Origin of the sequence: Radiobacillus deserti (assembly GCF_007301515.1) — a bacterium.
In the GTDB taxonomy this organism is placed as follows: domain Bacteria; phylum Bacillota; class Bacilli; order Bacillales; family Amphibacillaceae; genus Radiobacillus; species Radiobacillus deserti.
Genome location: NZ_CP041666.1, coordinates 950,912 through 974,551 on the forward strand (window position 1 = coordinate 950,912; position 23,640 = coordinate 974,551).

Below are 23,640 nucleotides of genomic sequence, written 5' to 3' on the forward strand. Positions count from 1 at the left end.
CTTTTGAAAGAGGCAAAATAAAAGTCGAAAGGGGGAAATCGTTATGTTTAAACAATTACATCCAAATATTAGAGTGCGTATTTATACTTCTTTTTTAAGCAGGATCATTGGATCCATGATTTTTCCGTTTATGGCGATTTATTTCACGAAAGAAATAAACGCTACTGTAGCTGGTATTTTGCTTTTAATCAACGTTATCGTTCAATTCCTAGCCGGCTTATATGGTGGGTTCCTTGCCGATTTGCTAGGACGAAAAAAATTAATGGTAATCGGGGAATCCATGAAGCTTATCGCTTTCTTTGGAATGCTTCTTGTAAATTCGCCATTCATGACATCAGCGATTGCAACGTATGTCATGATGTTAATCATCAGTGTTGCTTCAGGCTTTATTAATCCAGCAGCAGACGCCATGTTAATCGATGTGAGTACGAAAGAAACACGTGCTTTCATGTACTCTGTAAGCTATTGGGCGAATAACTTGTCGATGATGGTTGGGCTTATCGTAGGAGGTTGGTTTTTTGAAACCCATTTCTTTGAGCTGCTAATTGCTCTCGTTTTAATGAATAGCTTAACGCTATGGATAACCGTAAAGTTAATCGAAGAAACATTGCAAGCAAAAGATTCCATTGAGAAAAAAGAGTACGGCCTTATACCATTATTTAAAAGCTATCAAACTGTCATAAAGGATTTTCCATTTATTTTGTTCACACTGGGCGGTATTGCGATTCTATCACTAGAATTTCAACGTAGTAACTACGTCTCTGTCCGTTTAGAACAGGAGTTTATACCGAGAGTATTTGATTTCTTCCATTCATTTTCGTTTTCGGTAGATGGGATTAAGCTAGCAAGTCTTCTCACAGTCGTAAACACCTTAATGATTGTGTTGTTTACAGCTGTTATTTCCAAATGGGTGCAAGGTAAATCGGAGCAACCGATCATGTACGCGGGCTTTGTGCTGTTTGGGTTAGGCTTTGCCATTATGGCATTCTCCAACAACTTGGTAATACTAGTCCTGGCATCTATTAATTTTATCATTGGGAGAATTACTATATGTGCCAACGAGACAATCCCTCCTGGCGGACATCATTGATGATTCCCAAAGAGGAGCATACATGGCCTTTAGTGGCTTTGTTTTCCAGATTGGAAAGATGATCGGTGCTATTTGTATCATACTTGGTGAGGCTATTGGCGGATTAAGCATGGCTGGTTTGTATATGGTCTTTACGATATTAGGAATTATATTTTGTCGGATAGCACTTCAAAAAAGTGGGCTAGGAAGTTCTGCTACTCGTAAGAAAGTAGTGAGAGCTTAGAAAATTTGAAAGAAGCGATTTTATCGCTTCTTTTTTTTCGTATACTTTTGACAGTTTTATAAACTCTTTCATAATTGCCTTCAATCTGTGACTTTTATCACAGTGATTTCCATCACTCTCCTTTAGAATGAACTTATTCCAGAAATCGTAAGGGGGAGATTTGTTATGGGGAAACAAAAAAATAACAGTCATGATTACAATCTAAAAGGTACGTTAATCAGTGTCTTTGTTATCGGCTTCGTCATTATTGCAATGTGGTCAAGTGCCTATGCAATTTATATTTCTAGATAAATAAAAGGGGGGATTTTGAATGGGCTTTCATAAGTATGAAAAAATTTGGTTACTATTCGGTATTATATCGTTAATTTTATTTTTAAGTATTGTTGGTGTAAGTGCTTTTGGGTTTAATCATCACCCATCCGGAGGGATGGAGACCATCGATCCTACGAAGGTGGAGAATACAGCTCCATTTGATGAACCAGGTGTGAAAAAGTTGGAAGACGGAACTTACGAGGTTGTCGTTATTGCAGAAGCATTTAGCTTTAATCCAGGTGACATTAAAGTTCCAGCAGGAGAGAAGGTTGTATTTAAAGTTACGAGTAAGGATGTAACGCATAGCTTCTCCATCGTCGATACGACCGTTAACATGATGGTCGTCCCAGGCCGAGTAAACACAAAAACCTTTAAGTTTGATAAGCCTGGAAAGTACTTGATTCTATGTAATGAATATTGCGGTGGAGGCCACCATTATATGAGTACAGAAATTGAGGTGGTTCCGTCATGAATCAACAAATAGCAAAGCAGGATAGAGTGTTAGCATTAAGCCATATCGGAGTTGCTTACTTTGCATTCCTGGTAGGGACTTTTTGTGGATTGTTACAGGTTTTTATTCGCAATGATGCACTAGATCTTCCAGCATGGTTAGATTACTATCAGATTTTAACGGCGCACGGTGTGCTGCTCGCACTAGTCTTTACTACGTATTTTATCTTTGGTTTTTTTATTACCGGAATGAGCAAAACGCTCGGATCATTTGGTCCTAAGGTTCGTTTTGTCTCCTGGCTAGGCTTCGGAGTCATGACAGTAGGAACGTTGCTTGCTATAGTTATGATCGTATCTGGTCAAGCCTCCGTTCTATATACGTTCTATGCACCACTGCAAGCTAGCGGTTGGTACTATATCGGATTAGCATTGTTTGTGGTCGGAACATGGATAATTGGGTTTGCATTAGTCGGTCATTATATCATTTGGAAAAGGGAGCATAAAAAGCAGCTTAGTCCGTTGTTCGCATATATGACGATCGCAACTATTATATTATGGATTATCGCTTGTTTAGGTGTTGTCGCAACGGTACTGTTCCAATTTATCCCTTGGGCATTCGGTTGGGTAGATACGATCAACGTAGAGTTAAGTCGTTCTTTATTCTGGTATTTTGGCCACCCATTAGTGTACTTCTGGCTCTTACCAGCTTACATGGCTTGGTACGTCATTGTTCCCAAAATCATTGGTGGAAAAGTGTTCAGTGATTCCTTAGCGAGGCTTTCCTTTATCTTATTTATTCTGTTCTCCATTCCTGTAGGATTCCACCATCAGCTAACAGAGCCAGGAATCGAAAGCTTTTGGAAATTCCTGCAAACGGTATTAACATTTATGGTTATCATTCCATCTTTGATGACTGCATTTTCCTTATTTGCAACCTTTGAAATAACCGGAAGACAAAAGGGTGGAAGAGGCTTGTTCGGGTGGTTTACAAGGCTTCCGTGGAAGGATATCCGTTTTACAGCATTGTTCATTGCGATGTTCTTCTTTATTCCAGGAGGAGCAGGTGGAATTATCAATGCTAGCTTCCAGCTCAATGAAGTCATTCATAACACGCTTTGGGTAGTAGGACACTTCCACATTACGGTTGGAACACCGGTAGCCATGACCTTTATGGGGGTTACGTTTTGGTTAATTCCGTACCTAACAGGAAGAAAGTTAACAAAATCTATTCAGAAGCTAGCGTTTATTCAAGTTTTCTCTTGGTCTATTGGAATGCTCTTAATGTCCACGGCTCAGCATATTCTTGGTTTATTAGGAGCACCTCGACGCACTGCGTATAGCGGATACAATGGGAATTCTGAAGCATTAAAGTGGTTTGATGGTATTATTTCAAACCATGTCACGATGGCCATTGGTGGATCGATTCTATTTTTCTCCGCTATGATTCTCATTTACATCGTATTTGTTTCTTTTGTCGCTTCACCGAAAGCCGTCAAAGAAGAAGACTTTGTGGAGTTTCCAATTGCGGAAAGTGATGTGGAAAACACGCCAAAATTCTTGGAAAATTGGTGGATTTGGATAGCTGTTGCACTCATTCTAATTGCAATCGCCTATACGGTACCGCTTTCTAATATGATGCATCATGCTCCAGTAGGTTCGAATGGATTTAAAACATGGTAGGAGAGGATTAATATGTTTGCAGCGACCTTTTCATTAATATTGGTAAGTACAATTGTAATTGGAATTGTAGTAGATTTAAATACAGTAGAAGATTAATAGTAAAAGAGGAAAGGCATTAGTGCTTTTCCTCTTTTTAGTAGGCAAAAGGATTAATCCACCCGTCCAAATTTACAAAATCTTTAATCTTTTAATGTCCACGTGCATACACTAAACAAATAGACAAAGGAGGGAAAGGAATGGCTGATGATAAGAGCTTTGTAATTTCTGAGGAAGATTGGTCCCTCCACAGAAAAGGATTTGATGATCAGAAGCGGCATCAAGACAAAGTTCAAGATATACTTCAAAGAAAGCTACCAGACTTAGTAAGTGAGGAAAATATCATCATGTCACGTGGAAAGGACGTTGTCCGTATTCCAATTCGTTCCTTAGATGAATATAAAATTCGTTATAGTCAGGATAAGAATAAACATGCAGGTCAAGGGGACGGAGATAGCCAAGTAGGCGATGTCGTCGCGAAGGATGGAAGGAAAAAGCCTGGTGCAGGTCAAGGGGAAAAAGCAGGTGACCAACCTGGCCAAGACTATTACGAAGCAGAAGTATCTTTTGAAGAGCTGGAAGAAGCCTTTTTTGCAGAATTAGAGCTTCCGAATCTTCAAGAAAAAGAGAAGGATAATATAATCGTCACAAACTACGAGTTTCGAGATATTAGAAAGACAGGGCTAGTTGGGAATATTGATAAAAAAAGAACGATGCTTCAAGCGTACAAACGAAATGTACTAGAAGGAAAGAAAAGCTTTTACCCGATTTATCCTGAGGACATACGCTACAAAACATGGGATGATGTGGAGAAGCCAGAGTCGAAAGCCGTGGTGCTGGCTATGATGGACACTAGTGGCTCTATGGGATTATGGGAAAAGTATATGGCACGTAGCTTTTTCTTCTGGATGACTCGTTTTTTACGTACGAAATATGAAAAAGTCGATATCGAGTTTATTGCACACCATACAGAGGCAAAGGTTGTGGATGAGGAATCCTTTTTCACAAAAGGAGAAAGTGGTGGGACGATTTGTTCCTCCGCCTATCGAAAAGCGTTAGAGCTTATTCATGAAAAATACGCTCCTAGTCAATACAATATCTATCCCTTTCATTTCTCAGATGGAGATAATTTAACCTCAGATAATCCAAGGTGTTTTCCACTAATCGAAGAGCTAATCAAAAATTCAAGTATGTTTGGGTATGGAGAGGTGAACCAGTATAATCGACACTCCACACTTATGCAGGTGTATAAACAGCTGGACGATCCCAAATTAAAGCACTTCGTATTGAAACGAAAAGAAGATGTATTTCATGCGATGAAAGCATTTTTCCATAAGGAACAAGAAAAGGTGGCATATGTGTAAATAAGGAGCTTCTTAAATGAAGCTCCTTATTGACCAGGATTAACAACATGATGATTCAATACAGCAGATAGCATCTTCCTCACAACAATTCTTCGTGTCGTTAGCTTGGACTTCTTCAATCTGGATGTTACAGCATGAAGTCTCTTTTTGAGTAAATAAATGTTTTAAAATCGGCACGTTTATCACCTCCTTTACAGTGCATAGAATAGTAATCCCGATATCGTGGACATCATAAATACAGAACCTATAAATGCCAACATTAATTTTTTCTTGAAAATACTATTCAAAAGCGTTAGTTCCGGTAAGCTAGCACCAGCTGAACTTATCATTAATGCCATTACTGGACCAAGGGCCATCCCTTTTACAATCATAATTTGACTGATAGGAATCATGGTGGAAAGTCGAATGTATAGGGGAATTCCAACGATAGCAGCAATTGGTACAAGCCACCATTGACTTCCTCCTAGATAATTTGAAATCCATTCTGTGGGAATAGTGCCATGGATAATGGCACCAATCCCAGCCCCAATCATTAGAAAAGGATAAACAGTTTTCATAAGCTTTATTGTTTCCTTAAGAGCAGCTATGACATTAAATCGTTGCACGGATGGTTGATCCACTTTCATGATTACTTGCTTCACCTCTTGTTCAAACCCGAGTCTTTCAAGTGTTAGGCCAATTAAAACGCAAAGGATGGAAGTAGTTATTGTATAGACGATGGTTACTTTAAATCCAAATAAAGCTGCCATTAAGGTTAAAATAGTCGGATCTAATACGGGAGACGCAAACAAAAAAATCATAACAATTCCAAAACGTACCTTCTTATGTAGGAAAGAGACGACAATGGGTATGGTTGAGCATGAGCAAAATGGAGTAATAAAAGCAAAAAATAAAGTAAAGCTAGCACTGATTAACAGCGGACTATTACCCAACCGTTTCTCCAAGCGTTCATATGGTACTATTCCTTGGAGAAAAGAGACTAAAAAGGAAATTCCGAAAAATAAAACAGTTAATTCAATGGATATGTAAAGAAAGCTTTGCAGAACATCAAAAGTCATCATTCCCACCTCAATATTATTTGTAAAATACAAATATTATATATAGAAAGAGCAAGAGATTTCTTGCTCATAGCAAAGGTTTGCAGCAAACGGATGATTTCGCCATTGCTTGATTCAGTACTTGAATAGACTGTAGCACTGCGTTTTTTTCAAACTCTGACATGTGAGATAATACTTCATTTAGGTATTCTTTCATCTGTGTATCAATCGTGGTTGCTACATACTTTCCTTCTGTAGTTAAAGTTAGGATGTGTACACGCCGATCTTCTGGTAAGGGGGTTTTTTTTACAAGTCCCATCTTAACTAGGCTTTGAATTTGTCTACTAAATGTTGTGATATCCATACCAAGTATGTTCGAGATAGTTTGTACAGAAGGGGAATGGTTTTTATCAATCTCATACAAAATATGGCTTTGTACTAAGGAGACATCAGTGCCTCCAACTGAACAACAGTTTTTATTCAAAAAACCAAATCGTCTGGTCATGACATGAAATAGTTCTCGTATATCTTCCATAATATTCACCTCTAATTCAATTATATCATATTATTTGTAAAATGCAAGTATTAGTTCATATGTCGAGTTTCTAATTGTAGGATATAAGGAAATCGTTTTCCTTACTAGTTTCCTTATTTTTCTAAAAGTGTGTCTAATTATCTATTTTTATCGAATAATAGAGATGAATGAATAATAGAATTAGTTCTTACCTACTAGCCCTTGCACCTACTAATTACTTAAATATCTTGAATCCCATTGACGTTCCTATATGCCTGTGTAAATATATTAAAAAAGAAAGCGGTTTCCTTTTTTAGTTCCATTTAGGGAATGGAAAGGAGGTTTCAGTTGAATTTTTTGAAACCGCATACATTACTATTTGGAAGGAGAATTCGATGAAAAAAGCATCTTTTTTGTTTTTGCTAATTGTTTCTGTTTTTCTTTTAATACCTTCTAACTCCTTCGCTTTTTCTGGAGAACAACCGCTAGGAAAAGGGTCTTATTCCAAAACGCTGCCTCCAGGTGCGACAGATGTTCAAAGTAAAATCTATCGGACAAACAATTACCAAGGAAAAATGCCGACGAATGACTGGTGGAGTAACCTTGCATGGAATCAATACTCACAGCCTGCCTATCCTCATCCATTGGCGATTCAAAATCAAGAAGATGGATTTCGAATCTATAATCCTAGTAATAAAATAACTGCTAATTCTGCTTGTGTTTGTGGGTGGATCAATGATATTCATGACTTTACGGTTAAACACTCGAATGTAGCTAGCTTTCCTGAGGCGAATGTAAACGATTCGGATGATTGGTTTGTGAGCTCACTATTTAAAAGTGGGACAAACTCTATGGAAGTAACCTACGGTCATGGTTCTCCATATGTATATTTTCAGTTCCAAGGTGGCAATCCGGAGCTATCGTTCTATACCGCCCCGACGGTCTGGTATGGAAACGCCTCGAGTTCCGTATTAGGGGTCACGATTGCAGGAAGTCATTACGCATTGTTCGGACCAAGCGGAAGTACTTGGAGCGGAATAGGTTCGACTTCTCTTACGAATAACTTAGCAGGAAAGAATTATTTCTCTGTAGCAGCACTTCCAGATAACTCCCCAGAAACACTTCAAAAATTCAAACAATATGCCTATTCCTTTGTGACAGATACAAAAGTGGAATGGTCGTATAATGAACAAACAAGTAAAGTAAGCACAACGTATAGCTACACGACAACTGCGAAAGAAGGCTCTCAATCCGGAACAATCTTTGCGCTTTATCCTCATCAATGGCAAAAGACTTCTCATCCGTTATTGCCATACACGTACAATTCGGTGAGAGGAACGATGAAAACAGCAGAAGGTAGCTCTTTCACAACGTCGATGGACTTTACCGGGGTGCTACCGTCTCTTCCTAACAACGGCTCGTACGATATCAATAAATTAGCACAATATGTGAATGAAGCGGAAGCCGAAAATGATTCTCCATCTCCAGATACGTATTGGGTTGGAAAGCGATTAGGAAAGCTTGCTACGCTTGCTCCTATTGCAGAGCAGGTTGGGGATACAACGGCAGCGAATAAGTTCCGAAATGAAATTAAAAACCGCCTTGAAGACTGGTTTACAGCGAGTGATGATGCTGGGAACATCAATAGCTCTCAATTGTTCTATTACAATGAGAACTGGGGAACTGTAATTGGCTACCCGTCTAGCTATGGAACAGCAGAAGAGTTAAATGATCACCATTTCCACTATGGCTACTTTATTAAAGCAGCAGCAGAAATTGCTCGTGTAGACAAGCAATGGGCAAATGACTCTAATTGGGGTCAAATGGTGGAATTGTTGATTCGTGATATTGCTAACTGGGATCGTAACGATGATCAGTTTCCATTTTTACGGAACTTTGATCCATACGCTGGACACTCTTGGGCATCTGGACATGCTAATTTCGGAGACGGGAATAATAATGAATCCTCTTCGGAAGCAATGAATGCCTGGGCTGGGTTAATTTTATGGGGAGAAGCGACAAATGACGATACGATTCGTGATTTAGGTATCTATTTGTACACAACTGAGATGAATGCGATTAACAACTATTGGTTTGATGTAAAAGAAGAAAATCATCATCCGGATTTTACACGTTCCACAGCAAGTATGATCTGGGGAGGTAAAACAGTAGGGGACGGTGTATGGTGGACAGCGAATCCAGAAGAAGTACATGGAATTAACTGGTTACCTATCACTGGAGCTTCCCTTTATTTGACCCACTATCCGGAGTACACGGAGACCAATTACAATGCACTCGTTTCAGAAAATGGTGGAACGAACTTCGATGTGTGGAAGGATTTAATCTACATGTATCGAGCCATATCGGATGTGAATGATGCGAAAAATTTGGTTAATTCGAATATAAACTCGCTTACAGCAGAAGCGGGAAACTCAAAAGCCAACATGTATCATTGGATATACAACTTAGATAAAATGGGCAATGCCGACCCTAGTATAACGGCGGATTACCCAATCTATGCGGTGTTTAATAAAAATGGGAAGAAAACATACGTCGTGTACAATATGACAAACCAAACGAAGACGGTTCGATTCTCAGACGGCCATACCGTTACGGTAGAGCCAAATCGTTTTAATATCGATAATGGCGGAAACCCAGACGATGGCGGTTCTGATGATAATCCAGTATCATTACCAGCACAAATTGAAGCAGAGAACTTTACTGCTATGAGTGGGGTTCAGCTTGAAACCACAACAGATAGTGGTGGTGGACAAAGTGTAGGATACATTGATGTCGGGGATTGGTTAGATTACTCCATCGATGTACCGAGCACTGGAACCTATAAAGTGGAATATCGCGTTGCTAGTGCAACATCGAATGGACAAGTCCAATTCAAGTCGGGTTCCAATACGCTAGCAACCTCTACTATTCCAAATACAGGTGGCTGGCAAAGCTGGCAGACGATATCGACGAATGTGAACCTAAATCAAGGGGAACAAACTATTCGCCTGCAGGCGACCGGATACGAGTTTAATATCAACTGGATTCGGATAACTCCGGTAAATGGTAGTGATGAGCATACGACAAAGGATTATACGGCAGGGGTAAATACTGCTGGCAACAATATTACGATTTATTTTAAGCCAACGACACCATCTCAATATGTGGATGTACATTATACGGTGAACGGCAGTAATCAGCAGAACTTCCGAATGACTAACAATAACGGGACGTGGGAACAAGTCGTTTCAGGATTAAATTCGGGGGATAGAGTGGAATACTGGTTCACGTATGAAAAATCCGGACCGCAGTATGACTCTCCTCACTATACTTTTACGAAGTAAGGGAATAGTTTGTATAGTAAAGCTCCTCTTGAGAGGAGCTTTACTATTTTTAACTTAAGCAACGAAGTATGATTTTAATTTTGAGGTTGTCTTTGAGAGAAACCGGTTTCGTTTTATGCTATAATCAGAATGCGAATGACTTAACTAGAAGGATGAATAACATTGAACAGATATATGGCATTTGATATTGGTGGTACTTTTGTTAAGTACGGTGTGGTGACGGAACAGGCGGAAATATTGAAGCAAAGTAAAACTCCAACGCCAAAGGATCTGCATTCCTTAGTCGACTTAATTTCAAACATAACGAAAGAATACCCCGAGGAACGTATAGAAGGGGTAGCTGTAAGTGCACCAGGTGCAGTTTCTGAATCTGGTATCATATACGGGTTTAGTGCATTACCTTACATACATGGACCGAATGTGAAGGAGCTTTTGGAAGAGAAAACGGGATATCCTGTCTTTATGGAGAACGATGCGAATGCAGCTGGATACGCAGAAATATGGAATGGAGCCGGTAAAGGAATGAAGGATGTACTTCTTGTCATTCTTGGAACCGGAGTTGGAGGGGCGGTCTTTAAAGACGGTGTCATCCATAAAGGTGCTAATCTCCATGGTGGAGAATTTGGCTATATGTTAGTCGATGGGAAACGTACATGGAGTGATACGGCGGCTACTGCATCGTTATTAAGAAGAGTAGCGAAGAAGAAACAGGTAGATGCAGAAACATTATCGGGTGAAGGGATTTTTGAACAAGCTGAACAAGGAGACCAGGACTGCCAGGAAGCAATCGAAGATTTCTATCATATGATTGCACTTGGAATCTACAATCTTCAATATATGTATGATCCCGAGGTGATATTGCTTGGCGGTGGTATTAGTGCAAGAGAAGATTTAGTCGCTCAGGTGAACCGACGAGTAGAACAAATTATGAAAGAAGTAGAAATTGCTAAAATAAAACCGAATGTAGAAGTTTGTCAGCATAGACAAAATGCGAATTTACTAGGTGCTGTTTACGGATTTATCAATCACCGTTAACGAAGTAAAGTAAACAAAAGAGGGGGACGATTGCTTACCGGATCGCACCCCTCTTTATATATTTCGAGTCCGTTATTCTTGATTTTCCGTAAGTATTTTTGCATGTTCCACTATTTCTTCATAAGGAACTTCTTTATATCCGCTATAATATTTAACAATCGTACCTTCTTGGTCAATCAAATAAAATCTAGTACCGTGAGTGAATTGGTCCGTTCCTGCTGTTGGCTCGGCAACTGCAGATTTGAAGGAACCCTCGGAAAGATTTTTTACATAGTCAAAGGAATAATCGCCTAAGAAGAACCATGTTGATAAATCGCCACCTCGTGCTGTTACATATTCACTGCGGATTTCTGGTGTATCACGTTCGGGATCTACACTGAACGAAACAATTTGTACCGGAACATCTTCTTCCTTTAGCTTCTTTTGTAATCTAGCCATATTTGCAGTCATGGGTGGGCATACAGTCGTGCAGCTAGTGAAAACAAAGTCAGCTATCCATACTTTTCCTTTTAAATCCTCTAATGAAACCGTTTCTCCATTTTGATCTGTCGCTTCAAAGTCTTGTACCTTCCAATCTAATCTATCGGGAATTGTTTTATCGCCACAAGCAGTAATAAACAAAGCTGTTAGGATAAAAAATAACGAAATAGTTAGCTTGCGTTTCATCGTTTAACCTCCTGCGTCCATTCTATATAAAATATTCATCTCTATAAACATACTACCATTGGCTAGGTTCTTTAAAAATTGCTGCTTCATTTTGTAATAAAATTGTCATTGATGGTATGCGTCTTGAAAAATACTACTTTTTTACTAGAAACAAATCTGGTTGTTCATCCGTCTATGTTAATAGAGAATCTTGTCGAACGAGGGGTGGAGAAATGTCGAAGCGATATTTGATAGTGATTATGATCGGATTGCTTAGTATCTGTTTGTTTGCTTGTCAACAGCAACAAACGATGCCAGACGGTTATTATCCGTACGACAAGGAAAAAGTAAAATCTGCGATTCAAGATCTTTCCTTCCAGCCTAAAATACCATCATACTTGCCAATGGAAACTGCGATTGTTGTTTCCGACCACTTTACAACTCTTGAAACCAATAATGAAGCTTTGGATGTAAGCTTTTATACAGTAGATAACGATCTTCTGTCTATCCAAATGGTAGATGGTCAATTAGAGCAAGAAGAGCAAATGACCCAAAATTCTACTGTACAAATAAGCGGCGAGGTGGATGGAAGTTATACGGAAAATAGGTTTGCTCAAACTCTTTACTGGGAAGAAGAAGGTATAACGTATAAGCTGATGTATCGAAACAACAAGGATTCCAGTAACCCTATGCCGAAGGACAAGCTTATCAAGGTTGCACAATCCTTTCAATCTTAATAGAACATATAGCAGCTAAACTCTCCAGGTTAAAGATACTGGAGAGTTTTTTTATGGAAAATGGAATGAAAATAAAGGATAGACAAAATATATAACAGAAAATGTGTTTCTATTCTACATGTTTCTACTTGCATGACGTCTGACCTCTATGATAAAATCCAATATGTTGACTGAAAGCACTTTCATATTTTAGACACCTTAGGAGGAAAATGAATGGAAATTTTGTTAGGTATTGTGGCCATTTTAGTCGTGTTTGGTCTTTCTTACTTAATGTCTAATGATCGTAAGAACATTAACTATTTTGGTATTGGCGTTATGTTATTACTTCAAATTTTTACGACATGGTTTATGTTTGATACGAGTATTGGACGTTTAATTATTACAAAGATTTCAGATGCCTTTAATAAATTGATAGAATTCGGAACAGCTGGCGTTAATTTTGTAGTTGGAGGAATTGCGGTAGAAGAAGGTGGGAGTGTTTTCTTCTTTAACGTTCTACTATTGATTATTTTCTTCGCAACGATTTTGTCTGTCTTGACCCATTTGAAAATCCTACCGATTATTATCAAATATATTGGTGGAGCGTTATCAAAAATTACTGGATTACCTAAGGTAGAATCCTTTAACGCTGTAAATAGTATTTTCTTTGGACAATCCGAAGCATTGTTAGCAATCAAATCACAGTTTCATCATTTGAACCAAAATCGATTGTACATTGTAAGTGCATCCGCAATGGGGTCGGTATCTGCATCCATTGTAGGAGCGTACATGCAAATGCTACCTCCAGAATATGTGTTGGTTGCCTTGCCTTTAAATATGTTCAGTTCATTGATTGTAGCTTCTATTATTTCGCCGGTAAAAGTGAAGCCGGAGGATGACCAAGTAGATATTCGAGACGTATCTGAATCTAAAAGTATCTTCGAAGCTATGGGAAATGGTGCGCTTGACGGTGGAAAGATTGCTCTTATTGTTGCTGCGATGCTAATAGCATTTATTGCATCCCTTGAGCTAGTCAATTGGGTTATTCAAGCAATCTTTGCTGGCGTTACACTACAACAGATTTTAGGGTACGTACTTGCGCCAATTGGTTTCTTAATGGGGATTGCACCAGGAGAGCTTATTCAAGCTGGTGGTATCATGGGACCAAAAATTGTAACGAACGAATTTGTTGCCATGCTTGAGCTACAACCACTAGTTGGACAACTATCGAAGGAAACAGTTGGAATCGTTGCGGTGTTCTTAACAAGCTTTGCAAACTTTTCTTCAATTGGTATTATTGCGGGAACGGTGCAAGGTATTGATGGAGAAAAAGGAAGAATCGTTTCTAAGTTTGGCTTGAAGCTTCTTATTGGGGCAACATTAGGATCCATTCTTTCTGCTACAGTGGCTGGATTATTTCTTTAATTGTAAGGTTCTCTTCAAGTTAAAGATATAGTAATAAAAACAGAACTTCCATTAATTAGGGAGTTCTGTTTTGTATTAAGGCTACCTCAACTAACCTGGTTAGTGCATTAGTGATTAACTTTTTAATTTACTTTTTTGTTAAAAATTTTCCTTATTCCGGAAGCGATAAGAACACCTATAAGACCAGCAATACTCATTGTGACAATAGGTCCCCAATCTACTTCTCCGTGTTGCAATAGACTCAATATAAAAACAGCTACTATTACACCAACAACCCAAGCAAACCAAAATTTTAACGAATACAAAAAACTCCCCCTAGTTCTATATTTGCTGGCCTACCCCTCCCCTTTTTTGTTATTCGAATTGCTCATAAAGGAAATCTGCGTCTTCTTTTGAAATGTTGAAATAATCAACTTGGTTCCCAGCTTTTCCAGATCGTAAACCAATCGTTGCACCTGACTCATTAAACCAAACTTCAGAATCTACTAATGAAGTCGACCGTTTGGGACTTATAATGGATAGGTGTAAATCAGGTTTGGTTGTAGGTTCAACTATAGAAGCTACTTTTTCCTTTTGCATATAAATCATCTGTATATTATCTACTGTGGATTGATTATCTAAGTTTGTTATCGTCTTACGAATATCGATACGGCCTTCTTCATCGTTGGCATATACACCAAAACGTATTTCTCGTGATGGTTGATCATAAATGGCTTTGCTAGTAATATATCCCCGATGAAAAAGAAAAAAGCAACTATAAGGAGAACAACTAGTTTCATAGACTTCACATAAACACCTCCCTAATTATCCCCCTTGTTTAGAGGGGAGGAATTTATTCTTGGCCCATTGGTCCATTTTTTGAATGTGCTTCTTTCCAATCGTTAATCCGTATAAAAGAAGTAAAATGATGATTAGTGTAAATAAATCTACCTTTCCTTCTTGAATAAAGTTTAAAATGCCTAAGGTTACTTGAGGAATGATGCCAGTAAGGATAGATAAAAAAACACCTATCTTAAAGCCCCACTTCGATTGGAGTCTGTACCTCGCGTATAACATAAAAAAGGTGGAAGCCCATGCTAGGATTTCAAATATTACAAGTAATACCCATTTATTTTCCATATTCTCACTCACTATGTATTTTCTTTTTCTTTTGATTATAATGCTTTAATGATTATTTTTGGAATCTAAATGTTTAAATACGATTAAATAGTGATACGTAAATCGATGGAAAACCACGAGAAGAATATACAACAAAGGGTATAAGATGCCGGAATACCAAATTTTCCACTCATTATAATAAAAGGTTCCGCTCCACAAGAAAATCGCTTCAAACCCAATAGCTAATACACCCCAGGCAAGGATGTACATCATTTTATAATAGTGCTTCTTTTTATATGGGAAAAAGTTCAGAAATAGAAAGTTGATAGGTGGATAAATACCTAGTATGTATAGCGTGGATTTCCAATCGACACCCTCACCAAAGTAGCCATATAAATTATATTTTAATATTAAAAAAACATCTGTAAACAGTTGTAGATAAAGGGCAAACAGAGTTGTGGTAATGAGTTCAATATGTGAGATCCTTTTTGGGACAAGGAAAGCAATTAGATTAAAAATGACGATGGTTATAAGAAGTATAAACATGATATTCCTCATTTCTTCAATTGTTTCCTTTATTCTTTCACTAGATGCGGTTCGTTATTTATTAAATTAATACGACAAGCTTCCGGCCTTACTCTCGGATTGTTTTGCGGTACAATAAACGTGGTATTCAAATTTAAAGGAGGCGTTACGATGACACAGCATTTTAAATTATATATAAATGGTCAATGGGTCGATACAAATGAACAATTAGAGGTACTAGAAAAATATTCGCAGGACGTTTATGCAACAGTAGCGAAAGCAGGAGAAAAAGAAGTCGACCAAGCTATTGCTAGTGCAGAGCATGCCTTTGAAACAAAAAAGCTTTCCTCATATGAACGCTATGAAATCATAAAACGGGTAAGTGAACTTTTATTAGAAAAACAGGATAAGCTGGCTATTGGAATCGTAAAAGAGGCTGGAAAACCGCTAAAGCAAGCAAAGGGTGAAGTTGTCCGTTCCGCACAAACCTTCGAATGGGCTGCGGAAGAGGCAAAACGAATCACCGGAGAAGGAGTTCCTGTAGAAGCAGCTCCAGGTTCTGAAAATCGTATGGCCTTTACAATAAAAGTTCCGGTTGGCGTGGTTGGTGCAATTAGTCCGTTTAATTTCCCTTTAAACCTTGTTTCTCATAAAGTAGCACCTGCTATTGCAGCGGGAAATACGGTGGTATTGAAGCCAGCAAGTGCAACGCCAACTACCGCGATTCAATTAGCAGATATATTCGAACAAGCTGGTTTACCTGCCGGTTTCTTTAACGTCGTAGTTGGATCTGGTTCCACGGTCGGTAACCAAATGATGAAGGATAAGCGGATCAAATTATATACATTTACAGGCAGTGCGGAAGTTGGCTTAAAGCTTAAACAAAATACTGGATTAAATAAACTGATTTTAGAGCTGGGCAATAACTCACCAGTTATCGTTGACAAAGAGGCGGATGTTGCGAAGGCTGCACAGCTTACTGCAGAAAAAAGCTTTGCCTTTGCGGGTCAAGTTTGTATTTCTGTCCAACGGATTTACGTGCATGAAGATGTGAAGGATGAATTCCAAGCGAAGTTTATGGAGGCTATCCAAACGCTTAAGGTTGGTGATCCGAATGATCCAGATACAGACGTTGGACCGATGATAGCTGAAAAAGAAGCAATTCGAGCAGAGAAGTGGATCTCTGAAGCGAAAGAAAATGGGGCTAAGCTCTTACATGGAGGGACTAGAAAAGGTCCATTACTAGAGCCAACTGTTTTAGTGGATGTCCACAAATCGATGAAAGTAGTATGTGAAGAAGTGTTTGCACCAGTCGTTAGCATTATTCCATATCATGATTTAGATGCTTGCATAGATGAGGTGAACGAATCTCCTTATGGCTTACAAGGTGGTATTTTCACGAACAACATTAACACAGCCTTTCATGCAGCGAAAAAGGTAGAAGTAGGTGGCTTCATGATTAACGATGCGTCTCAGTATCGCGTGGACTTAATGCCATACGGTGGTGTGAAGGATAGTGGTTCAGGTAAAGAAGGACCGAAGTACTCTATTGATGAAATGACAGAAGAACGACTCGTTGTATTTGAATTTGGAATAAAAAAATGAAAAAGGATGTCGATGGCATCCTTTTTCATTTTTCGCTATATGGTGCTTTTTAAAAGTTTCCTCTGCAAATAAATCAATCGGCCAAATAATGTAACAGCTCCAGCGCTCAATCCAATAATAAGCCCCATCCAATAGCCATACGCTTCAAACGCTGTGAAATTCGCTAGCAACCACCCGCTCGGTAATCCAATCAACCAGTAGCTGACTAATGACATAATAAAGGTGATATTTACATCCTTATAGCCACGAAGCGTACCTTGAAGCGGAGCGCCGAAGGCATCAGCTAACTGAAAGAATATGGCGTAGAAGAGGAAGTTCGTCGTCAATTCCACAACTTCTGGATTGGTATTATATAGACGGGCAACCGGTTGGTCGAATGCGTACAAAATAAAACCAGAAACAAAGGCTATGATTACCCCGAAGCTGATTCCCATATACGAGTAGGCTTTCGCATCTCGTACACGCTTTGCCCCCTACTTCATATCCAACGGCTATCGTCAGAGTCATCGCAATACTAAATGGAACCATGTATAAGAAGGAAGCGAAGTTAATCGCGGCTTGATGTGCCGCAATGGTAAACGTGTTGTAGACACTCATAAACAAAGTTACCGCTGAAAATATACTTACTTCAAAAAAGATGGAGAAGCCAGTTGGGATACCAATTTTTAATTGTTCTATCCACGTCGATAAAGAAGGCTTTCTCCAATTAGAAAAGATTCGATCTTCAGAAAATGGATGGACACGAACGATAATAAGAAATGTAATCCCGCATATAAACCAATAGGTTAAGGATGAAGCAAAGCCAGCCCCAATTCCGCCAAGTGCTGGAACTCCGAATTTTCCAAAGATAAATACGTAATTGAAGAATATATTTAATGGTAGCGACAACAGAATAATAACCATAGATGTTCTCGTTTGTCCTAAAGCGTCCACGTAACATCTTAACAGATTAAAAAGGAATAGGGGGATAATACCTGTCCCAATTCCAATTAAATAATATTTCGCTATATAACGTACATGTTTTTCTAAATCCATATGATTTAGGATTGGATCTAAAAGAATGAATCCGATAATAGTCACAATCACAGCTAATAAAATGGATAAATACATTCCTTGACGAACTTGTTCTGGTACGTCTTTTTTTTGGTTCGCACCAATTAATTGCGCTACAATGGGGGATAGAGCCAGAAGAATCCCATTGATTCCAGTTGAAATAGGAACCCATAAACTAGAGCCTATCGCAACACCGGCTAAATCTCTTGCACCGGCTCGTCCGGACATAACGGTATCAAAGAAATTCATCGCATACATACTTAACTGTGTAATTAGAATAGGTATTAGAATGATAAAAAATAACTTCAATTTTTGTTGAATGGTTTGAGTAGGGTACACGGAAGTCTTCCTTTTTAAGTTAATTTCCATTAGGATAGAGAGGATTATATCACATTTTGAATAAGGAAGAGAACCGACCTTACTTAGAAGCATAGATAGAGAGGGCGTTCGTATGAAGGAGAAACGAATATTATTTACTGGTGGAGGAACAGCTGGCCATGTGATGGTGAATCTAGCTGTCATTCCAACTTTTCAAAAAGAAGGCTGGACCATTGATTATATAGGCTCACATTCGGGGATTGAGCGAGAATTAATCGAGCCTTTAAAGGGAGTTGCGTATCATGCGATTTCTACTGGTAAGTTAAGACGTTATTTCTCTAAAGAGAATTTCAAAGATCCATTTAAAGTGTTGAAGGGAACCTTGCAAGCTTATCGCATCATTGGGAAGAAAAGGCCAGCTGTCATTTTTTCAAAGGGTGGCTTTGTATCCGTTCCGGTGCTTATCGCAGCCAGGATGAGACGAGTTCCTGCGGTCATTCATGAGTCAGATATAACTCCGGGATTGGCTAATAAAATCGCAATTCCTCTTTCGAAAAAGGTTATCACTACATTTCCTGAAACGGTTCAGTACTTGCCAGAGAGTAAAGCCGAGTGGGTAGGAGCTGTAGTACGGGATGAGCTTTATTTAGGTAGTAAGACAAAGGGCTTAAGCTTTACAGGATTGCCAGGCAAAAAGCCTATTTTGTTAATCATGGGCGGAAGCGGAGGTTCTCGAAAAATTAACGAAGCAGTACGTAGTCAATTAGATGTACTATTACACGAGTTCGAAATCATTCACTTATGTGGAAAAGAAAATGTAGACCCCTCTATCCAACGGGAAGGGTATTCACAATTTGAGTATGTGAAGGATGAGCTTTCGGATCTGTTTGCGGCTACGGATTTCGTGTTATCACGAGCAGGATCTAATGCAATCTTTGAATTTTTGGCTTTACGTAAGCCAATGTTACTGATTCCTTTATCTCGAAATGCTAGTCGTGGTGACCAAATATTAAATGCGAAATCCTTTGAAAGACAAGGGTACGCTCGGATGATAGAGGAAGAAGAATTAACAGAAGAAAGATTAGTTCAAGAATTAAAAAGGCTAAAAGAGGGCAAAAATACAGTTTTAACCAAAATGCGGTCCTTTGAAAGTAGAGAAGCGAAACAAAAAGTAATTGATATTATCAAACAAGCAACTAGATAGGTGGAAAGAGAAGATGCAGAAGTTGATAGAAGCAGCCATTAGACCTAGAACTAGAAAATCATTAAAATCAGATTTAGAAGCACTCGGGGTGAAGCCTGGCATGACTATTCTCGTCCATTCTTCCTTATCCTCTTTAGGGTGGGTGAACGGTGGAGAGGTTGCAGTCGTTCAAGCCTTACAAGATGCTGTGACAGAAGAAGGCACGATTGTAATGCCAGCACAAACTCCTACATTTTCTGATCCATCTGAATGGGGAAATCCTCCAGTACCCAAGGAATGGTGGGAGGAAATTAAAGCGGATATGCCAGCCTTTGATAAGCGCTATACCCCAACCTATGGTATGGGGAAAATTGTGGAGGCATTTCGCAGTTTTCCGGATGTGAAAAGAAGCAGTCATCCTATGTATTCCTTCCTTGCTTGGGGAAGGAATCGAGACACAATACTAGCAAACCATTCGTTGGAGCATGGACTAGGGGAAGGTTCTCCTTTGAAAAAGCTGTATGATGGGAAGGCATTCGTATTATTGTTAGGGGTTGGTTATGACAGTAATACGAGTTTTCATTTAGCGGAATATCGGATTTCAACCCGACTCCCCATTATGAAAGGCTCCCCTATGATGGAAAATGGAGAACGAAATTGGAAAACCTATCCTGATATAGAATTTCGTGAGGAGTTGTTTGAAGAACTAGGAAAGGATTTCGAATCGGAGATGCCTATTTTAACAGGAGAAGTAGGCTCCGGTACTTGCCGTCTTTTTCCGGTTCAAGATGCTGTGAATTACGCAGTACAGTGGTTAGAACATTATGATGAGAAAGTAAAGGAGCACAAGGATTAATCCTTGTGCTCCTATTTATGTTTAGTCTTTTGATTGATGGCGAAACGGCCACCAGTTCATTTTTCCAAAGAAACGTACCATGACTGGGATGAATAATGGTAGCATAATTAAGGCATATAAGAATAGACCAATTAATACCACCGTTGCAATCTGTAATAGGGATAAAACACCAGACGGTAGCATTGCGGCAAATGTTCCACCTAAAATAATCGCTGCCGAGATAATAACGGTACCCATGTTTTTCATGGCATGCAGTAATCCATCTCTAATCGACATTTCTTTATTTTCGTTAAAACGGTCCATTAGGAAAATACTGTAATCAATTCCTAGTGCAACGAGAATAACAAAGGCGAAGAATGGAACGGCCCAGCTAATACCTTCGTAACCCATGATGTTCACAAAGATTCCCTCTGTTAATCCCATAGCAGTAAAGTAGGTCAACACGAGTGATCCAATTAAGTAAATCGGCATAATGAGGGAACGTAATAAAATGATTAGGATAATGAAAATACCGCTAAGCATTAATATGACAGTTCGTGAATAATCCTCATTAGACATGCTTTGTAAATCGTGGTTCGTACTACTAATACCACCGATGGCATGCTTTGCATCCTCGAATGCAGTACCTTTGATTGCATCCTCAACCGTTTTTTCCACGGTACTGATTAATTCAACAGACTCCGTAGAATAAGGATTATCTTCTAGGACTACTTCTAGCTTCGTAATGGTTTTATCTGTAGACAGATAAGGCTTAATTCCTTCGATAAATTCCTCATTTTCTAGTGCTTCTTCTGGAATGCTTACGTAAGAAGTGGTGTCGCTACTAGAAAAAGTATCTAAATAGCTTTGTACTTCCGTTAATCCATTCGAGATTTCAGTTAAACCATCTGAACTTTGGGTCAATCCATCGGAAAGCTTGCCTAATTGGCCTTGCATATCGCTAAAAGCTTTTTTCAATTCTTCTTGACCACCGTAAATTTGTGTTAAGCCATTTTGTAAAGCAGGAATGTTGTTAATGACTTGTTGTTGGCCATCTGCTGCTTGATTTAATCCATTTTGGAGTTGATCAACTGCGTTAATCAGTTCGGATAGGCCTGCAGACAATTGTTCCTGACCGGAGATCGATTGCTGGAATCCTTTATTTGCTTTCGACATGCCACCTAGAATTTTCGTTTCTAAGGTCTTATTAAGTGATGCCATACTTGGATTTTCTTCGGTACCGTTAACTACAGCAGCTAACTGTCCTTTAGCTGTTTGGAATTCCCTGTTTGCTTGTAAAGTAGGGTTTGATTGTTCCACTTTTTTAAGATTAGATAAAGCACCAGAAACAGCACTATAGTATCCTTTATATCCACTTACAATTGGGTTCAATCCATTCTCGATATCTTGATATCCAGAAAGAACCTTTTTATTTCCGTTAATCGTTTTTTGTAAGTTCGTTTGAATCTCCTGTAGGCCAGCTTTAATCTCTCCAGCACCACTAGCACCGGATTCGATTCCAGTTTGAATTTCTGCTAGCCCATTTTTCATTTCTCCGATTCCGTTATTTGCTTGTTGTGTACCTTGGAGAAGTTGGTCTACGCCATTTTCTGCTTCTTCTAATTGAGGCTGAGCTTCTTTTAATTGGCTTGCGCCATCTGCTAAGCCAGATTGAATTTGATTGATTCCATCAATGCTTTTTCCAATTCCTTCACCCAATTGACCAGTTTGACTAGTAATGGTAAAGTCTTCAATTAACTCTCCGGTTGGACGAGTGGCGCTACGTACAGATTTAACCCCATCGATATTTTCTAATTCTTTCGAGATTAGTTCAATATCCTCGAATTCTTGGGAGGAGTCAATTTTTTCTTCTGTTTCTAACACGACAGTAGTAGGCATTGCTTCCCCTGGGCCAACGCTATCCGAAATCCAATCAAATGCTTTTACGGAACCATATTCATCTCCGATCTCCTCAAGAGAATTATAGGATTTCGATCCGTCATACGTAATTAGACTCGGCACAACAAATGCTAAAACAATAAGTAAGGCAATGAGTGGACGTGTCCATGCAAAGGTACCTACAGATCCCCATAGCTTACTTTCACTATGAGAAACGTTTTTATCAAACGGCCAAAACAGCTTTTTCCCTAATACCACTAAGAAAAAAGGTACGAGTGTAGCTAATGCGATTAGAACAACCGCAACCCCAACCGCAACTGCTACTGCAGATTGGTAAAGGGAAAAGGTGGATAATCCAATCGTGGAAAACCCGATTAATACTGCAAGTCCAGAGAAGAATACAGTTTTTCCAGCTGCTTTATATGTCGCAATAACTGCTTCTCCAATTGATTCATGGTGAGCAAGTTCCTCTTTAAATCTACTAATAAGTAAAATACAATAATCGGTTCCAATACCGAACATAACGGCTACCATGAAGATTTGTGTAAAGGTGGATAATGGAAAATCCACTGTATCTGCCAATATAGATACAATACCTTGTGCAGCTAAGTAACTAATTCCAACCGTGATAAGCGGAATGAATGGTGCGACAAGGGAACGGAACACAACGAATAGGATGACGAGAATAAATCCTACTGTAATATATTCTGTTTTCTTTAATCCCTCTTCTGAATTGAGGACAACATCTTGGGAAATAAATGCTTCTCCAGTTAGAAGGTGGTCTACTTTAATATCTTCAACCGCTTTATAGATATCTTCTCGTGCTTCTTCAATTTCTCGGTCCTTTACGGATACTTCGAACGGCACTAAAATGGTTGTGTTGTCCTCTGAGACAACTTGTTCCTCAATTCGTTCATCATCCTGGAACGACAGGATATCCGATAATCCTAATTCATCGGACTGTTCCTTTAGTGTTTCAATGGCGTTTCCGACTTCTTCTTTTTGTGTTTCCGTTAACGCCTTATTCTCATGAAACACCATAACAGCACTTACTGTGTCTTCGTTATTATCTTCTGACATTCGTTCGATCATTTGTGCAGCTTCGCTAGAAGAGTACCCATCTGGTACTCCGATTTGTCCTTTATCCCTTACAAGTTCTTGAAGGTTAGGGGAGAAGAACAACAAACTAGCTGCAGCAACAATCCATGCTACTAAGATAATCCATCGAAAGCGAATAACTTGTTTCACCTGTG

The 23,640-nt window shown here is 39.0% G+C and carries 20 protein-coding genes and 2 pseudogenes; 12 read left to right on the forward strand and 10 right to left on the reverse strand.

The genetic code is table 11. The features are described 5' to 3' along the window. Positions 1–43 precede the first annotated feature (43 nt). The 5 genes and pseudogenes from FN924_RS05095 to yhbH all read left to right on the forward strand — a co-directional run bounded on the left by FN924_RS05095 (position 44) and on the right by yhbH (position 5,155). A pseudogene (locus tag FN924_RS05095) lies at positions 44–1,313 on the forward strand (MDR family MFS transporter). A gap of 165 nt (positions 1,314–1,478) precedes the next feature. Next, a complete protein-coding gene (locus tag FN924_RS05100; protein ID WP_143892367.1) occupies positions 1,479–1,604 on the forward strand; it encodes a cytochrome C oxidase subunit II in 126 nt (41 codons plus the stop codon). A gap of 19 nt (positions 1,605–1,623) precedes the next feature. Continuing rightward, positions 1,624–2,097, forward strand: a complete 474-nt coding sequence (locus tag FN924_RS05105) for a cytochrome c oxidase subunit II (protein ID WP_143892369.1) — start codon at positions 1,624–1,626, stop codon at positions 2,095–2,097. Further along, a complete protein-coding gene (locus tag FN924_RS05110) occupies positions 2,094–3,755 on the forward strand; it encodes a b(o/a)3-type cytochrome-c oxidase subunit 1 (RefSeq protein WP_143892371.1) in 1,662 nt (553 codons plus the stop codon). Before FN924_RS05105 ends, FN924_RS05110 begins: the two co-directional genes overlap by 4 nt. A 236-nt stretch (positions 3,756–3,991) precedes the next feature. Beyond that, positions 3,992–5,155, forward strand: a complete 1,164-nt coding sequence (gene yhbH, locus FN924_RS05115; protein ID WP_143892373.1) for a sporulation protein YhbH — start codon at positions 3,992–3,994, stop codon at positions 5,153–5,155. Between the two features lie 191 nt (positions 5,156–5,346). Here yhbH and FN924_RS05120 read toward each other — a convergent pair whose 3' ends face one another. Then, on the reverse strand, positions 5,347–6,213 hold the full coding sequence (locus FN924_RS05120; protein WP_143892375.1) for a permease: 867 nt from the start codon (positions 6,211–6,213) through the stop codon (positions 5,347–5,349). Between the two features lie 67 nt (positions 6,214–6,280). Beyond that, positions 6,281–6,727 (reverse strand): MarR family winged helix-turn-helix transcriptional regulator, encoded by a 447-nt coding sequence (locus FN924_RS05125; protein ID WP_143892376.1) that lies wholly within the window; start codon positions 6,725–6,727, stop codon positions 6,281–6,283. A gap of 374 nt (positions 6,728–7,101) precedes the next feature. Here FN924_RS05125 and FN924_RS05130 point away from each other — a divergent pair, with 374 nt between their 5' ends. Together FN924_RS05130 and FN924_RS05135 are read left to right on the forward strand one after the other, a co-directional pair. Next, complete coding sequence (locus FN924_RS05130; protein ID WP_143892378.1) at positions 7,102–10,050, forward strand: glycosyl hydrolase; 2,949 nt, start codon at positions 7,102–7,104, stop codon at positions 10,048–10,050. 162 nt (positions 10,051–10,212) lie between these two features. Continuing rightward, positions 10,213–11,085 (forward strand): ROK family protein, encoded by an 873-nt coding sequence (locus FN924_RS05135; protein WP_143892380.1) that lies wholly within the window; start codon positions 10,213–10,215, stop codon positions 11,083–11,085. Between the two features lie 72 nt (positions 11,086–11,157). Here the strand turns inward: FN924_RS05135 and FN924_RS05140 are convergent, their stop codons facing one another. Continuing rightward, positions 11,158–11,751, reverse strand: a complete 594-nt coding sequence (locus FN924_RS05140) for an SCO family protein (protein WP_143892382.1) — start codon at positions 11,749–11,751, stop codon at positions 11,158–11,160. A 212-nt stretch (positions 11,752–11,963) separates the two neighbouring features. On the opposite strand from FN924_RS05140, the gene FN924_RS05145 reads away from it, so the two are divergent. Continuing rightward, the gene (locus tag FN924_RS05145; protein WP_158633939.1) at positions 11,964–12,467 is read left to right on the forward strand and encodes a DUF4367 domain-containing protein; all 504 of its coding nucleotides are present in this window, start codon (positions 11,964–11,966) and stop codon (positions 12,465–12,467) included. Positions 12,468–12,680: 213 nt separating this feature from the next. Then, positions 12,681–13,871 (forward strand): NupC/NupG family nucleoside CNT transporter, encoded by a 1,191-nt coding sequence (locus tag FN924_RS05150; protein WP_143892386.1) that lies wholly within the window; start codon positions 12,681–12,683, stop codon positions 13,869–13,871. A 122-nt stretch (positions 13,872–13,993) separates the two neighbouring features. Here FN924_RS05150 and FN924_RS05155 read toward each other — a convergent pair whose 3' ends face one another. From FN924_RS05155 to FN924_RS05170, 5 genes are read right to left on the reverse strand one after another with little or no spacing between them, the layout of a single operon-like run. Further along, on the reverse strand, positions 13,994–14,176 hold the full coding sequence (locus FN924_RS05155) for a hypothetical protein (RefSeq protein WP_143892387.1): 183 nt from the start codon (positions 14,174–14,176) through the stop codon (positions 13,994–13,996). A 49-nt stretch (positions 14,177–14,225) separates the two neighbouring features. Then, positions 14,226–14,459 carry a hypothetical protein gene (locus FN924_RS05160; RefSeq protein ID WP_228409576.1) on the reverse strand — a complete coding sequence of 78 codons (234 nt, stop codon included), beginning with the start codon at positions 14,457–14,459 and terminating at the stop codon, positions 14,226–14,228. A 38-nt stretch (positions 14,460–14,497) separates the two neighbouring features. Beyond that, positions 14,498–14,659, reverse strand: coding sequence for a hypothetical protein (locus FN924_RS18810; protein WP_228409577.1), 162 nt, complete (start codon positions 14,657–14,659; stop codon positions 14,498–14,500). Between the two features lie 16 nt (positions 14,660–14,675). Further along, positions 14,676–14,990 (reverse strand): hypothetical protein, encoded by a 315-nt coding sequence (locus FN924_RS05165; protein ID WP_143892391.1) that lies wholly within the window; start codon positions 14,988–14,990, stop codon positions 14,676–14,678. A 45-nt stretch (positions 14,991–15,035) separates the two neighbouring features. Continuing rightward, positions 15,036–15,515, reverse strand: a complete 480-nt coding sequence (locus tag FN924_RS05170) for a CBO0543 family protein (protein ID WP_143892393.1) — start codon at positions 15,513–15,515, stop codon at positions 15,036–15,038. Between the two features lie 150 nt (positions 15,516–15,665). Here FN924_RS05170 and FN924_RS05175 point away from each other — a divergent pair, with 150 nt between their 5' ends. After that, positions 15,666–17,099: an aldehyde dehydrogenase family protein gene (locus tag FN924_RS05175; RefSeq protein WP_143892395.1), complete on the forward strand. Its 1,434-nt coding sequence runs from the start codon at positions 15,666–15,668 to the stop codon at positions 17,097–17,099. Between the two features lie 35 nt (positions 17,100–17,134). Here the strand turns inward: FN924_RS05175 and FN924_RS05180 are convergent. After that, positions 17,135–18,491 (reverse strand): annotated as a pseudogene (locus FN924_RS05180) (MATE family efflux transporter). A gap of 112 nt (positions 18,492–18,603) precedes the next feature. Here FN924_RS05180 and FN924_RS05185 point away from each other — a divergent pair. Then, positions 18,604–19,674, forward strand: coding sequence for an undecaprenyldiphospho-muramoylpentapeptide beta-N-acetylglucosaminyltransferase (locus tag FN924_RS05185; protein ID WP_143892397.1), 1,071 nt, complete (start codon positions 18,604–18,606; stop codon positions 19,672–19,674). Positions 19,675–19,687: 13 nt separating this feature from the next. Continuing rightward, positions 19,688–20,509: an AAC(3) family N-acetyltransferase gene (locus FN924_RS05190; protein ID WP_143892399.1), complete on the forward strand. Its 822-nt coding sequence runs from the start codon at positions 19,688–19,690 to the stop codon at positions 20,507–20,509. Positions 20,510–20,530: 21 nt separating this feature from the next. Here the strand turns inward: FN924_RS05190 and FN924_RS05195 are convergent, their stop codons facing one another. After that, complete coding sequence (locus FN924_RS05195; protein ID WP_143892401.1) at positions 20,531–23,635, reverse strand: MMPL family transporter; 3,105 nt, start codon at positions 23,633–23,635, stop codon at positions 20,531–20,533. Positions 23,636–23,640: the final 5 nt, after the last annotated feature.

Coding starts and splice junctions, on each gene's coding strand:
- FN924_RS05105 (WP_143892369.1), top strand. CDS start 1,624: ATGGGCTTTCATAAGTATGAAAAAATTTGGTTACTATTCGGTATTATA.
- FN924_RS05120 (WP_143892375.1), bottom strand. CDS start 6,213: ATGACTTTTGATGTTCTGCAAAGCTTTCTTTACATATCCATTGAATTA.
- FN924_RS05170 (WP_143892393.1), bottom strand. CDS start 15,515: ATGTTTATACTTCTTATAACCATCGTCATTTTTAATCTAATTGCTTTC.
- FN924_RS05160 (WP_228409576.1), bottom strand. CDS start 14,459: ATGATTTATATGCAAAAGGAAAAAGTAGCTTCTATAGTTGAACCTACA.
- FN924_RS05130 (WP_143892378.1), top strand. CDS start 7,102: ATGAAAAAAGCATCTTTTTTGTTTTTGCTAATTGTTTCTGTTTTTCTT.
- FN924_RS05110 (WP_143892371.1), top strand. CDS start 2,094: ATGAATCAACAAATAGCAAAGCAGGATAGAGTGTTAGCATTAAGCCAT.
- FN924_RS05140 (WP_143892382.1), bottom strand. CDS start 11,751: ATGAAACGCAAGCTAACTATTTCGTTATTTTTTATCCTAACAGCTTTG.
- yhbH (WP_143892373.1), top strand. CDS start 3,992: ATGGCTGATGATAAGAGCTTTGTAATTTCTGAGGAAGATTGGTCCCTC.
- FN924_RS05190 (WP_143892399.1), top strand. CDS start 19,688: ATGCAGAAGTTGATAGAAGCAGCCATTAGACCTAGAACTAGAAAATCA.
- FN924_RS05100 (WP_143892367.1), top strand. CDS start 1,479: ATGGGGAAACAAAAAAATAACAGTCATGATTACAATCTAAAAGGTACG.
- FN924_RS05175 (WP_143892395.1), top strand. CDS start 15,666: ATGACACAGCATTTTAAATTATATATAAATGGTCAATGGGTCGATACA.
- FN924_RS05150 (WP_143892386.1), top strand. CDS start 12,681: ATGGAAATTTTGTTAGGTATTGTGGCCATTTTAGTCGTGTTTGGTCTT.
- FN924_RS05125 (WP_143892376.1), bottom strand. CDS start 6,727: ATGGAAGATATACGAGAACTATTTCATGTCATGACCAGACGATTTGGT.
- FN924_RS05165 (WP_143892391.1), bottom strand. CDS start 14,990: ATGGAAAATAAATGGGTATTACTTGTAATATTTGAAATCCTAGCATGG.
- FN924_RS05185 (WP_143892397.1), top strand. CDS start 18,604: ATGAAGGAGAAACGAATATTATTTACTGGTGGAGGAACAGCTGGCCAT.
- FN924_RS05145 (WP_158633939.1), top strand. CDS start 11,964: ATGTCGAAGCGATATTTGATAGTGATTATGATCGGATTGCTTAGTATC.